9 protein-coding genes are annotated in these 12,877 nt (G+C 69.7%); 5 read left to right on the top strand and 4 right to left on the bottom strand.

Annotated elements, in window-relative coordinates; genetic code table 11:
• Positions 1–79: 79 nt before the first annotated feature.
• The 4 genes from DNK54_RS17885 (at position 80) to DNK54_RS17870 (ending at position 4,148) form a co-directional block, all read left to right on the top strand.
• The gene (locus tag DNK54_RS17885) at positions 80–538 is read left to right on the top strand and encodes a nucleoside deaminase (protein ID WP_110208351.1); all 459 of its coding nucleotides are present in this window, start codon (positions 80–82) and stop codon (positions 536–538) included.
• A complete protein-coding gene (codB, locus tag DNK54_RS17880) occupies positions 535–1,824 on the top strand; it encodes a cytosine permease (protein ID WP_204164674.1) in 1,290 nt (429 codons plus the stop codon). The genes DNK54_RS17885 and codB overlap by 4 nt, the downstream gene beginning before the upstream one ends.
• A gap of 73 nt (positions 1,825–1,897) precedes the next feature.
• A complete protein-coding gene (locus tag DNK54_RS17875; RefSeq protein ID WP_239460167.1) occupies positions 1,898–3,232 on the top strand; it encodes an MFS transporter in 1,335 nt (444 codons plus the stop codon).
• Between the two features lie 85 nt (positions 3,233–3,317).
• Positions 3,318–4,148 carry an SDR family NAD(P)-dependent oxidoreductase gene (locus DNK54_RS17870; protein ID WP_110208349.1) on the top strand — a complete coding sequence of 277 codons (831 nt, stop codon included), beginning with the start codon at positions 3,318–3,320 and terminating at the stop codon, positions 4,146–4,148.
• On the opposite strand, the gene DNK54_RS17865 is transcribed toward DNK54_RS17870, so the two are convergent.
• Positions 4,149–6,146 (bottom strand): MFS transporter, encoded by a 1,998-nt coding sequence (locus DNK54_RS17865; RefSeq protein ID WP_162602534.1) that lies wholly within the window; start codon positions 6,144–6,146, stop codon positions 4,149–4,151.
• A 140-nt stretch (positions 6,147–6,286) separates the two neighbouring features.
• On the opposite strand from DNK54_RS17865, the gene DNK54_RS17860 reads away from it, so the two are divergent.
• Positions 6,287–7,129, top strand: coding sequence for an enoyl-CoA hydratase-related protein (locus tag DNK54_RS17860; RefSeq protein WP_110208347.1), 843 nt, complete (start codon positions 6,287–6,289; stop codon positions 7,127–7,129).
• Positions 7,130–7,299: 170 nt separating this feature from the next.
• On the opposite strand, the gene DNK54_RS17855 is transcribed toward DNK54_RS17860, so the two are convergent.
• The 3 genes from DNK54_RS17855 to DNK54_RS17845 form a co-directional block, all read right to left on the bottom strand.
• Complete coding sequence (locus tag DNK54_RS17855) at positions 7,300–9,447, bottom strand: MMPL family transporter (RefSeq protein WP_110208346.1); 2,148 nt, start codon at positions 9,445–9,447, stop codon at positions 7,300–7,302.
• 100 nt (positions 9,448–9,547) lie between these two features.
• Entirely contained in the window at positions 9,548–11,443 is a 1,896-nt protein-coding gene (gene typA / locus DNK54_RS17850; protein WP_204164673.1) for a translational GTPase TypA, read from the bottom strand.
• A 48-nt stretch (positions 11,444–11,491) separates the two neighbouring features.
• Positions 11,492–12,835: an ABC1 kinase family protein gene (locus DNK54_RS17845; protein ID WP_110208344.1), complete on the bottom strand. Its 1,344-nt coding sequence runs from the start codon at positions 12,833–12,835 to the stop codon at positions 11,492–11,494.
• Between the last annotated feature and the right edge of the window lie 42 nt (positions 12,836–12,877).

Genomic DNA, 12,877 nt, shown 5'->3' with positions numbered 1-12,877 from the left:
CCGGACGTTCTGTCCCTTCTGGTGCGGCAGGTTATCTGGTGCAGTGGCCTGCATCACAGAGCTTTTCGAGGAGGAACGCATGGTGGACGACGCAGACCGCACCTTCTTGGCCCGCGCGGTCGAGCAGGCCCGCATCGGCTGGGACGAAGGTGGCGTGCCCATCGGGGCGGCCCTGGTGCACGACGGAGAGGTGCTTGCGGTCGGACGCAACCGGCGGATCCAGATGGGCAGCGCGATCCGGCACGGCGAGACCGACTGCATCGAGAACGCCGGCCGTCTCCCGGCTCGGGTCTATCGGGCGAGCGTGCTCTACACGACGCTGTCGCCGTGCTTCATGTGCGCGGGCACCGCCGTGCTCTACGACATCCCGCGGATCGTCGTCGGCGAGAACCGGACCTTCCAGGCCTCGGAGGAATGGCTGCGCTCTCGCGGGGTGCGGGTCGACGTCGTCGACGACGACGAGTGCCGCGCTCTGATGGAGCGGATGATCGCCGAGCGGCCCGCGCTCTGGGCCGAAGACATCGGAGAGGAGGAGTGAGCACGCAGCACGGTGCCGACGCCGAGGTCGTCGACCCGGATTACCCGGTCACGCCGGTGCCGCTGCACGCGCGCAAGTCGCTCTTCTCCATGGCGGTGGTGCTGCTGGGCTTCACCGTCTTCACCCCGACCATGCTCGCCGGTGCCTCGCTCGGCACGGCGTTCACCTTCGGTGACCTGCTCTGGGTGATCCTGGCCGGCTCGGCGATCCTCGGTGGGTACGTCGCCGTGCTTGGCTACATCGGCGCGCGCACCGGCCTCACCACCGTGGTGATGGCGCGCTACACGCTCGGCACGAAGGGGTCGAAGCTCGCTTCGGTGCTGCTGGGTGGCACCCAGATCGGCTGGTACGGCGTCATCATCGGCACCATCGGTGCGCTCACCGCGCAAGCGCTCGAGTGGGACTCGTGGGCGGCCGAGGCAGCGGTCATGATCGCGGCGAGCGCGCTGATGTGCCTCACCGCCTGCTACGGCTACCGCGGCATGTACTGGGTCTCGCTGGTGTCGACGCCGTTGATCCTGCTGCTGGCCGTCTGGGTCGTGCAGCGCTCCCTCGACGAGGTCGGCGGCTGGTCCGGACTGTTCGATGCGGAGCCGCAGGCTTCGATGTCGATCGCCGTCGCCATCACGACGGTGGTGGGCACCTTCGTGTCGGCAGGGACGCAGGCACCGAACTGGACCCGCTTCTCGCGCAGCGGCCGGGATGCCGTGATCGCGAGCGCCCTCGGCTTCCTCATCGGCAACGGCCTGATGATCCTCTTCGGTGCGGTCGGTGCGATCACCTTCGGCCAGGGGGACTTCGTGCTGGTCCTCTACGAGCTCGGGCTGGTCGGGTGGGGGCTCTTCCTGCTCTTCGGCAACCTCTGGAAGAGCAATGCCGACACGGCTTACGCCTTCGGGGTGGCGGGTGCTGAGCTCTTCCACCGGCCGAGCAAGATCCCGTTCGTCGTCGGCGGTTCGGTCATCGGCACGGTCCTCGCGCTCGCAGGCGTGCACGAGCACCTCGTCGACTATCTGGTGCTGCTGGGCATCTTCATCCCGCCGCTGGGCGGTGTGATCATCGGAGACTGGGTCGCCCGTTGGCGGGCCGGGATGCCGGAGGGCGCACCGCTGCCCGCGCTGCACCTGGGCAACCTGGGGGTCTACGCGGTTGCGAGCGTGCTGGCCTGGTCGTCGGACCACTTCGAGATCGGCATTCCCCCGGTGATCGGCATCGTCGCCGCGGTGCTGCTCGTGCTGGTGGTCGGGCGACGCACCAGCGACAGAGACTCGGTCACGGCTGGCTGAGAACGGTGGGCGCCGGCACGTCCCGGCGCCCACCGAGTGGCCGCCGCACCGACTGTGCGTCACCATGTCTTCCGTGGAACAAGTGCATGACATCGGACGCCGGCGAGCCTGGGTGATCTGGCTCGTCGCCATCTCGGTGTACGTGCTGGGTGTCTTCCACCGCAGCTCGCTCGGCGTCGCCGGCCTGATGGCGACCGAGCGGTTCGAGATCACCGCCTCGGAGCTGGCCACCTTCACGGTCGTGCAGCTGGTCGTGTACGCCGGCATGCAGGTGCCCAACGGGATCCTGTTGGACCGTTTCGGCCCGCGTGCGATGCTCATCACGGGCACGGTGCTGATGACCGCGGGCCAGTTCGCGTTCGCCTTCGCGGAGACCTACCCCGCTGCCCTCTGCGCCCGAGTGCTGCTGGGTGCCGGCGACGCCGTGGTGTTCACCAGCGTGCTGCGCCTCGTGGCCGCCTGGTTCCTGGTGCGCCAGGCGCCGTTCCTGGTGCAGCTGACCGGCCAGGTCGGGCAACTCGGCGCGGTCGCCGCCGCGGCACCGCTCACCTTGGCGCTGCAGCACTTCGGCTGGACCCGCACCTTCGCCGGGGCCTCGTCCATCGGTGTCTTCCTGCTGGTCGGTGTGCTGGTCTTCATCAAGAACTCGCCCTACCGCGACGAGTCCACGACCAAGGTGAAGATGGCCGTGCTGGTGCGGTCGGTCCGGGCGATCTGGGGCAACCCGGGGACGCGGCTGGGGATGTGGTCGCACTTCACCGCCCAGTTCTCTGCCAACACGTTCGTCATGCTGTGGGGATATCCGTTCCTCGTCTCGGGCCAGGGGCTCTCGCCCGCCGTGGCCAGCACCATCCTGATGGCGATGACCGGCTGGGTGATCGTCTCGGGGCTGGTGCTCGCACGGCTGGTGACGGTCTTCCCGTTCCACCGCTCCTGGCTGGTCGTCGCCGTGGTGATCGCGATCGCCAGCGTCTGGGCAGTGGTGCTGCTGTGGCCCGGGCGGGCGCCGCTCTGGCTCCTCGTCGCGGTCGCTTTGGTGAGTGCCACCGGAGGCCCGGCCTCGATGCTCGGCTTCGAGCTGGCCCGGACCTTCACTCCGCCCGCGGCGCTCGGACGCGCGAACGGCCTCGTCAACATCGGCGGCTTCATCGCCTCTCTGCTGGTGATGTGGGCGATCGGCTGGATCCTGGACCTGCGGACAGGTGCCTCGGCTTCCTACGACCTGGGGGACTTCAAGGTCGCGATGGCCTCCCAGTACCTTTTCTGGGCCTTCGGCATCTGGCAGATCCTGCGCTACCGCCACAAGGCCATCGACCACCTCCGCCGCTTGCACCCCGAGGGCTTGGCGAAGCTGCGTCGTGGCGAGCCGTTCGAGCACGCCGGCTTCCACGAGCGTGAAGGCGTCTAGTGTCGAGAGCTACCGCCAGTGCGCCCGTTTCGATGGTTGGGAGTGCGGGCCGCCTGGCGACACCTCGGGTCTAGCGTCGCCGACCATGACACAGGAGAGCCGCCGTCGCGCAGTGGTGACCGGAGCCAGTCGTGGGATCGGCCGGGCGACTGCGCTGACGCTTGCTGCCGCAGGATGGGACGTCGTCGTCACAGGACGTACCGTGCGTGAGGGCGAAGGCAGGGTGCCGCCCCGCACGCAGGCGGAGGGAGAGGTGCGGATCGCCGTACCGGGAAGCCTGGAGAGCACGGTGGCCGAGATCGAGGCGCGCGGCGCGCGGGGGTTCGCGGTGCCGATGGACCTGAGCGATCTGGCCGGGGTGCGTTCTGCGGCCGAGCAGATCCTCGACGTCTGGGGAGGCGTCGACCTGGTGGTCAACAACGCGGTCCACCACCTCGCCCACGCACGGCTGATGGAGACAGAGCCGGAGACGTTGATCGCGAGCCTGCTGGCCAACCACGTGCACCAGGTGGCCTTCGTGCAGGCGCTGCTGCCCTCGATGCTCGCCGCTGGTGGGGGCACCATCGTCAACCTCGTCTCCGGCTCCGCCGACCATGACCCGCCGGCGCCGCCCGGAGAGGGCGGCTGGGGGCTCGCCTACTCAAGCGCCAAGGCCGCCTTCGGCCGGCTCGCCGGCTCCATCAACGCGGAGTACGCCGGCGCGGGGGTCCGGGCGTTCAACGTCGACCCGGGGTTCGTGGTCACCGAGTCGGGCGCCGCCCGCGGTGGCACCGACAAGATCGAGGAGAAGGGGTTCGCCACCACGCCGCCGGACGCTGCGGGCGTGGTGATCCGCTGGCTGGCGGAGGACCCGGCGTCCTCGGCACTGCTCGGTCAGCCGGTCCGCGCGGCCGAGCTGCACCATCAGCTGCGCTGATCAGCGCGGGGTCTCGGTCTGGGCCAGCGGGGTGCCCAGCTTCAGATCCACGCTGCGGGCCGCTTCCCAGACCGTGACCGGGCGGGCTCCGATGGCGCCGTCTCGGGCCGAGACCGTGAGCACATAGCGCCCGTTGATGGGCCGGGCGATCAGGTAGCGCCCCTCGTGGTCGGTGCGGATCGATCGCACCACCTCACCGGTGGCCCGGGTCAGCACGACCAGCGCGTCGACGACCGGAGCGTCGTCGGCATCGGTGATCACCCCGGTCAGGGTGTAGCGCTCGCGCAGCACGATCGCGGGAAGGGGTGTGGCGTCGTCCAGATCCATCAGACGCGAGCGCGGCTGCCACCCGTCGGCCGCGGTGACCACGAGGTAGTCGCCCGGGTGCGGGATCGCGGCGTTGAAGCGCCCCTCGGAGTCGGCCTGGCCCCAGTCGACGGCCTCGCCGTCGGGCGTGAGCACGGTGACGACCGCGTTGCGGATCGGCTGCCCGGCCGAGGAGACCACCCGGCCCCGCACCACCCGCGGCTCCGCACCCGTGCGCTCGGTCCCGGAGCGGTCCCACTCCTCGGAGTAGGCGCGCATCCGCAGCGTCGGCACGCCGAGGACAGTGGCGCACAGCGATGCTCCGGCCGCCAGCCAGAGCGAGAGCATCAGCGCGTCCTCGGTCGGGGCGATCTGCTCGCCCACGGCGATCGCCGATGCGGTGGTGATGGCCGCTGCCGCGGCGCTCGCGGTGGAGGTGCCGACCGAGCGCAGCAACACGTTCAGGCCGTTGGCCGACGCGGTCTCGGTGACGGGCACCGCGCGCATCACCAGGGTCGGCAGCGCGCCGTACGCGATCGCCGTGCCGACGCCGACGAACACGGAGCCGAGGACGATCTGGGTGAGGTCGTCGCTGAGGAAGACCCGAGCGACATAGGCGACAGCCATCAGCCCGGTGCCGGTGATCATGGTGATCTGAGGACTGAAACGCCGCGTCATCCAGGCTGAGACCGGTGCCATCAGGCCGAAGGCGGCGGCGTTGGGCACCATCCACCAGCCGGTCTCCAAGACGCCCATCCCGAGGCCGTAGCCGGTGGCCTTCGGCATCTGCAGGAACTGGGTGGTCACCAGCATGTTGGTGAACATGGCGAAGCCGGCGAAGACCGAGACGGTGTTGACCAGCATCACCGGCGCCCGGCCGGCGACCCGGATATCGACCAGCGGGCTGGGAGTGCGCAGCTCGAGCGGCAGCCAGACCGCGAGCACCGCGAAGCCGCCCGCCGTGAGCCCGAGGGTGGTGGTCGAGGTCCATCCCCACTGGGCGCCCTTCGAGACCGCCAGCAGCAGCGCGGTCAGGGCGATCGAGAGCAGGATGGCGCCGCGGAAGTCGAACGTGCCCCGTGTCTTCACCGGCGACTCGGGCAGGGTGGTCATCGCGGCGACCAGCAGCACCGCGGCCACCACCGCGGTCAGCCAGAAGATGGCGTGCCAGTCGAGGTGATCGGAGATCAGGCCGGAGAGGGGCAGCCCGACACCGGCGCCGACGGCGAGCGTCGCACTCATGATGGCGACGCCCAGCGGCACCTTCTCGCGGGGGAGCTCGTCGCGCATGATGGCGATCGCGACCGGCACCAGGGCGAGCCCGACTCCCTGCAACGCCCGCGCGGCGATGAGCAGGGGGAGCAGCTCGCTGAAGGCCCCGAGGAGCGAGCCGAGCAGCGAGATCGCCAGTGACGTCACCATCATCCGACGCTTGCCGTACATGTCCGCCAAGCGCGAGACGGTCGGCGTGGCGACCGCGCCGGCGAGCAGCGTGGCGGTGACCAGCCACGAGGCGCTGTCGGCCGAGGTGTCGAGGAGATGGGGGAGCTCGGGGAGGAGGGGGAGCAGGAGAGTCTGCTGGAGGGAGACCACGATGCCGCAGAGCGACAGCATCACCATGAGCGTCGTGGGGCCGACCCGGGGCGCTTGCCCGCCGGCTCGGGTCGGCGACGTCGGGGCGGGCGCGGTCACTCGGGCATCACGCCTGGCATCCAATCAGTCCGGCGTCGCCCCGTCGAGTGGAGCCTGGCCGTTCGGTCTTCCGGGACCGCGCGGAGCCACCTGACGGGAGTGACCCTCCCGTGGGCGGCCCGCCCGTCGATGCTGGGCGCATGAGTGACGCCGTACCCCGCTCCTTCGTGGCCGTGGACGACCCCGCTCCGACGGTGCGCCGGGTGACCCTGGACCGGCCGGAGAAGCGGAACGCGATGCACGGTCCGCTCCGCCGTCAGCTGCTGAATGCGATCCGCGCGGCAGCCGCCGATCCGGCGGTCCGGGTAGTGATCGTGCGCGGAGCAGGCAAGGACTTCTGCGCCGGCTACGACCTCGCGCCCTCACCGGAGGAGAAGTACGCCGACCCGGGAGGCGGCCCGGGCCGCTTCCAGCGGGAGGTGGTCGACGGGTGGCTCTCGCTCTCCACCCTCGCGGTGCCGGTGATCGCCCAGGTGCACGGGAACTGCCTCGCGGGTGGCAGCGAGCTTGCCGCCTCGTGTGACCTGGTCTATGTCGCCGAGGACGCTCGGATCGGTTACCCGGCGGTGCGCTTCGGCGTCCCCGATCTGCAGTTCCACACCTGGCTGATGGGCGCCCGCCGGGCGATGGAGGCGGTCCTGACCGGCGATGCGATGAGCGGCCCCGAAGCGGTGGCTGCGGGCTACGCCAACCGCGCCTTCCCCGCTGCCGCGCTGGACGACGAGGTGCTGCGGGTCGCGTTGCGGATCGCCGACCTGCCGCCGGAGATCGTCGAGCTCAACAAGCGCACCGTGCACCGCGCGTTGGAGGCGATGGGCATGCATGCCGCCGTGCGTGCCGGCACCGAGACCAGCGCGCTGGCCGCCACGACCGGCGCCTTCACTGCCTTCATGGATGCTGCCGGGGAGAAGGTCACGGCGGCGCTGGATGCGCGGGACACCCGCTTCGGCGACGGTCGTACGGCGGCCGCCTCCCGAGCCTGAGACCGCCGGAGACTCCGTCGGGCCGTGCCCAGCCACCGTCGAGACGCCAGCTTCAGCACGTCGAAACGCCAACTTCAGCACGTCGAAACGCCAGCTTCAGCGTATTGCTGGTCGGATCGTGGCATCTCGACGTGCCAGAGCTGGCGTCTCGACCCGCTGGAGGCGGTTGCTCAGGAGGTCGTCGCCGGCTCCTCGACGGGTGGTGCCTTCTCGTCGCCGTGCCCGGGCCACCAGGCCGCGTGCCCGATCAGCGCGGTGAGGGCGGGCGTGAAGAACATCGCCATCACGAAGGCTGCGATGCCGATGCCGACCGAGAGCGCGAAGCCCATCGAGACCATCAGGGAGTTGCCGGCCAGCATGAGGGAGGCGAAGGTGCCGGCGAGGATGACTCCTGCTGCTGCGATCGTCGGACCGGCGTGCTTCACCGCCTCCGCTGCCGCGTCCCGCGGCTCGCGCCCCTCCCGCGCCTCCTCGCGTAGCCGGGCGATCATCAAGATGTTGTAGTCGGTGCCCAGCGCTGTCACGAACAGATAGATATAGATCGGCAGCATGAAGATCAGGCCGGCCTCACCCTGCACGTGCTGGAAGACGATGACCGTGGCGCCGAGCGTGGCGGCGAAGCCGAGGCCCACCGCGGCCATCAGGTACCACGGAGCGACCAGGCTGCGCAGCAGGGCCGCCAGGATCAGCAGGATGATCAGGCCGGCCGCCGGGAAGACGATCGAGTAGTCCCGGGCCAGCGCCTTCTGCATATCGGCGAAGACCGAGGCGGTGCCGCCGACCAGGGCGTCCGTGCCGTCGGGGGCGGCTGCGTGAGCGGCGCTGCGGATCGGCCCCTTGACGTCCTCGAGGGCGGCGTCCGACACGGGGTCGTGGTCGAGCACGACCATGAACTGTGCCGCCGCACCGTCCTCGGAGATCTGGCCGGGGTAGACCTGGCTGACGCCCTCTGCGGCTTCGAGCGCCTTCTGGAAGCCGGGGAACGCCTTCTCATCGAGCGGGCCGTCGTCGGAGACGAGCAGGACCGGGGTGGGCTCGGCAGCTCCCGCGGCGAAGTGGTCTTGGAACTTGTTCAGCGCCTTGGTCGACTCGACGTCCTTGGGCAGGCTCGAGTTGAAGTCGAAGGAGGGGTTGAAGCCGAGGGCGAAGATCGCCAGCACTGCCATCAGCAGGCCGGAGACCGCTGCGAAGACGCCAGGACGTCGTCCCAGGTTCCTGCCGACCTTGGCGAACCGCGCTGCCTCCGGCTCGCGGAGCCAGTTCTTCGACGGCCAGAAGAGCGCGCGGCCGAGCAAGGTGACCACGGCCGGCACCAAGGTGAGGACGGCGATCATGGTGACACCGACCGCGATCGCCAGTGCCGGACCGATCGCGCGGAAGATGCTCAGCGAGCTGAGCAGCATCGCCAAGAACGCCACGATGACGGCGCCGCCGGCGGAGGTGATCGCCTCGCCCGCACGCTCCAGCGCGTAGACGACGGCACGGCGACTGTCGGAGCCGTGGCGCATGCTCTCGCGATAGCGGAACAGGAAGAAGAGGATGTAGTCGGTGCCGATGCCATAGAGCACCACCACCAGGATCACCTGGATCGACGAGTCGGCCTTCAGGCCGAAGACCTCGTTGGCAAAGCCGATCAGGCCGGTGGCCACCGCGGAGACGATGCCGACCACCACGATCGGCATCAGGCAGATGATGACGCTGCGGAAGATGAGTGCGAGCAGCAGCACGATCAGCACGATCGTGGCGATGCCGACGATCGCCAGGGCCTGATCACCCGACTCCTGAGAGTCGAGGCCCTGCGGCACGTTGCCGGTGGTCTCGGCCCGCAGGTCGGTGCCGTCCACGAGGCCGGCCAGGTCCTTGCGCAGCTCCTTCGCGTCGTCGAACGCGGCCACGTCGTAGCCGGAGGCGCCGTCGGCCAGGCCCACGATGCCGAGCATCAGCGTGCCGTCTCGTGAGACGTTGGGATCACCCGTCGCGGAGACGGTGATCACCTGCTGCAGGAAGGTCCGCTGAGCGAGCCTCGGCCCGAGCTCCTCGCCGATGCGGGTCACCTCGGCCACATCGTCGTCGGTCAGCTTGCCGCCGTCCTCCCGGTCGAAGACGATGATCGCCGCCGGCGTCATCGCTTCGGGGAAGTGATCGGACTGCGCCTCCATCGCCTTGATCGACTCGTAGTGCGAAGGCAGGAACTCCGACTGGTCGGTCGTGGTCTTCAAACCGGGCGCAGTGAGGACGACGGCAGCAGCCACCACCACCCACGCGGCGATCACGAACCATGGACGACTGGACATGAGGCGGCCGAGTGCTTTGAACACTCCCCGCACGCTACCGGCCCATCTCCCGACGTACCAACGATTTTGTCTCTAGAACCGGCAGATCCCGGCCACGTCGGTCAGTACGTCGGGAGTTTGCGGGCTACCTGTTGGCCTTGCGGGCCCGGCTGGCGGTCTTGGCGCGCTCGCCGGCGTTCAGGACGACCTTGCGGATGCGGACGTGGTCGGGGGTGACCTCGACACACTCGTCGTCGCGGCAGAACTCCAGGCACTGCTCCAGCGACAGCTTGCGCGGCGGGATCAGCTTCTCGAAGTTGTCGGAGGTGGCGGACCGGATGTTGGTCTGCTGCTTCTCCTTGGTGATGTTGACGTCCATGTCGTCGGCACGCGAGTTCTCGCCGACGATCATGCCCTCGTAGACCTCGGTGGTCGGGTCCACGAACATCACACCGCGCTCCTGCAGCGACGTCATCGCGTACGCCGTCGCGGCACCCGCACGGTCGGCGACCAGGGAGCCGGAGGCTCGGGAGCGGATCTCGCCGGTCCACTGCTCGTAGCGCTCGAAGACGTGGGCCGCCATGCCGGTGCCCCGGGTCTCGGTGAGGAAGTCGGTACGGAAGCCGATCAGGCCACGCGCCGGCACGATGAACTCCATCCGCACCCAGCCGGTGCCGTGGTTGCTCATCGACTCCATCCGGCCCTTGCGGTTGGCGAGCAGCTCGGTGATCGAGCCGAGGTACTCCTCAGGGGCGTCGATCGTGAGCCGTTCCATCGGCTCGTGCAGCTTGCCGTCGATCTCCTTGGTGACCACCTGCGGCTTGCCGACCGTGAGCTCGTAGCCCTCGCGACGCATCTGCTCGACCAGGATGGCCAGCGCCAGCTCGCCGCGGCCCTGGACCTCCCAGGCGTCGGGTCGGTCGGTGGGCAGGATCCGCAGGCTCACGTTGCCGACGAGCTCGGAGTCGAGCCGGTCCTTCACCAGCCGGGCCGTGACCTTGGCACCCTTCACCCGGCCCACCAGGGGTGAGGTGTTGGTGCCGATGGTCATCGAGATCGCCGGCTCGTCGATCTGGATCAGCGGAAGCGCCACCGGGTTCTCCGGGTCGGCCAGGGTCTCGCCGATCATGATCTCCGGGATGCCGGCGATGGCGACGATGTCACCGGGGCCGGCCTTCTCGCCGGGCACCCGGTCGAGGCCCTCGGTGACCAGCAGCTCGGTGATCTTGACGTTCTTGATGGTGCCGTCGGCGCGCATCCAGGCGGCCTGCTGGCCCTTGCGCAGCTCGCCCTCGTAGACGCGGACCAGCGCGAGTCGGCCGAGGAAGGGGGAGGCGTCGAGGTTGGTGACGTGCGCCTGCAGCGGCGCACCCGGGGTGTACTGCGGAGCCGGGATGGTGTCGAGGATCGTCGCGAAGAGCGGCTCGAGGTTGTCGCCGTCGGGGAGCTGGCCGTTCTCCGGCTTCTCCAGCGACGCGATGCCGGCCTTGCCGGAGGCGTAGATGACCGGGAAGTCCAGCGCGTCGGCGTTGTGGGAGTCGTCGAGCAGGTCCATGAACAGCTCGTAGGTCTCGTCGACGACCTCGTCGATGCGCGCGTCGGAGCGGTCGACCTTGTTGACCACCAGCACCACCGGCTTGCCGGCGTTCAGCGCCTTCCGCAGCACGAAGCGGGTCTGCGGCAGCGGGCCCTCGGAGGCGTCGACGAGCAGCACGATGCCGTCCACCATCGACAGCCCGCGCTCGACCTCGCCACCGAAGTCGGCGTGGCCGGGGGTGTCGATGATGTTGATGGTCATGCCGCCCTCGGGGGCGTGCGCGCCGTTGTAGTGGATCGCGGTGTTCTTCGCGAGGATCGTGATGCCCTTCTCGCGCTCGAGGTCACCGGAGTCCATGACCCGCTCAGCCACACCCTCTGCCTGGTGTTCGGAGAAGGCACCGCCCTGGTGGAGCATGGCGTCGACCAGCGTGGTCTTGCCGTGGTCGACGTGCGCCACGATGGCGACGTTACGAAGGTCGGAGCGGGCGATGCGGTCAGTCACAGGCGTGCTTTCGATCGGGGACGGCCCGCGATCACGAGCCGAGGAATTCTACGCGCGCACCGGCCGCGGGTCCGAATCGAACCCTGGCAGGTACGTCGCCAACAGGCCTTGGAACGGCACCGTCGCCTCCAGCTGGCAGAGCACGCCGATGCCGCCGATCCAGACCCGGTGGATGAGCATGTAGTCGGGTGGCAGGTTGATCTTGAGAGCGGTGGTCACGTTGTCACTGGTCGGCGTCGCGACCCGCACCGCCTGTCCGCGCAGCCATGCCCGGTCGAAGGTGAACTCCTCCGCCCGGGCCGCGTCGAGGAACGGGCCGAGGTAGTCACGCATCGCCTCGGCGGAGAACTCGGTGCGCTGCAGCAGGAAGCCCTCCTCGCGCAAGCCCGTGACCACTGCGTCCCAGTCGTCGTCGACGGCACGGCGCAGCAGCTCGCCCATCGGGCGGGGCAGGCCGTCGGGCAGCCGCGCCACAGCGCCGTAGTCGACGACACCCAGGCGTCCGTCGGCGAGCACCCGGAAGTTGCCGGGGTGGGGGTCGGCGTGCAGGAGCCCGAGTCGTGCCGGCGCGGAGACCAGGAACTCGGCATAGAGGCGACCGAAGTGGTCACGCTGCTCGTGGCTGCCGTCGCGGATCACGGCGGCGAGCGACGACTCGCTCTCCATCCATTCGGTGACCAGCACCCGTTCGGTGTGATGCACCACGCGGGGGACGACGAACGCCGGGTCGCCGGCGTACTCCTCGGCGAACAGGGCCTGGGAGGCCGCCTCCAGTCGATAGTCGAGCTCCTCGACCGCTCGCTCCTCGATCTCGGCGAGCAGGGCCTTGAGGTCGAGTCCGGGGGCGATCACGGCGAACATCTTGGCCAGCCGGCCGAGCTGGCGGAGGTCGGAGCGCAGCGCCTCCGCGGCACCCGGGTACTGGACCTTGACCGCGACGTCACGCCCGTCGGACCACACCGCACGGTGCACCTGGCCGAGGGAGGCCGAGGCCACCGGCAGCTCGTCGAACGAGACGAAGCTGTCGCGCCAGTCGGGCCCGAGCTGCTCGGCGAGCATGCCGTGCAGCATCCGCTGGGTCATCGGGGGAGCGGCGTCCTGCAGCTTGACCAGGACGTCACGGTAGGGCCCGGCGATCTCCTCGGGCAGCGCCGACTCGAAGATGCTCATCGCCTGGCCGAGCTTCATCGCCCCGCCCTTGAGCTCGCCCAGCACCTTGAAGATCTGATCGGCGGTGCGGAGCTGCACCTCGGTCAGCACCGCTGCGGCCGGTCGGCCGACCAGGCGTTTGCCGACACCCATCGTGGTGCGCCCGGCGAAGCCCACGGGGATCGCCGCCAGCCGGGCGGTCCTCCCCAGCGCGCTGCGACGCAGCCCCTCCCGCTCAGCCATGGCCTTAGGGTAGCCGCGCCAGCCAGACCAGATCGGGGGAAC

The organism is Nocardioides daejeonensis, assembly GCF_003194585.1.
Lineage (GTDB): Bacteria > Actinomycetota > Actinomycetes > Propionibacteriales > Nocardioidaceae > Nocardioides > Nocardioides daejeonensis.
The sequence above is the reverse complement of the archived record's forward strand: the minus strand, read 5'-3'. Positions and strand labels throughout refer to the sequence as shown.

What these genes read in the sequence shown, in the direction of transcription:
- DNK54_RS17870 (WP_110208349.1), top strand. Translation starts at nt 3,318, where the DNA reads ATGACACAGGAGAGCCGCCGTCGCGCAGTGGTGACCGGAGCCAGTCGT.
- DNK54_RS17885 (WP_110208351.1), top strand. Translation starts at nt 80, where the DNA reads ATGGTGGACGACGCAGACCGCACCTTCTTGGCCCGCGCGGTCGAGCAG.
- DNK54_RS17860 (WP_110208347.1), top strand. Translation starts at nt 6,287, where the DNA reads ATGAGTGACGCCGTACCCCGCTCCTTCGTGGCCGTGGACGACCCCGCT.
- DNK54_RS17845 (WP_110208344.1), bottom strand. Translation starts at nt 12,835, where the DNA reads ATGGCTGAGCGGGAGGGGCTGCGTCGCAGCGCGCTGGGGAGGACCGCC.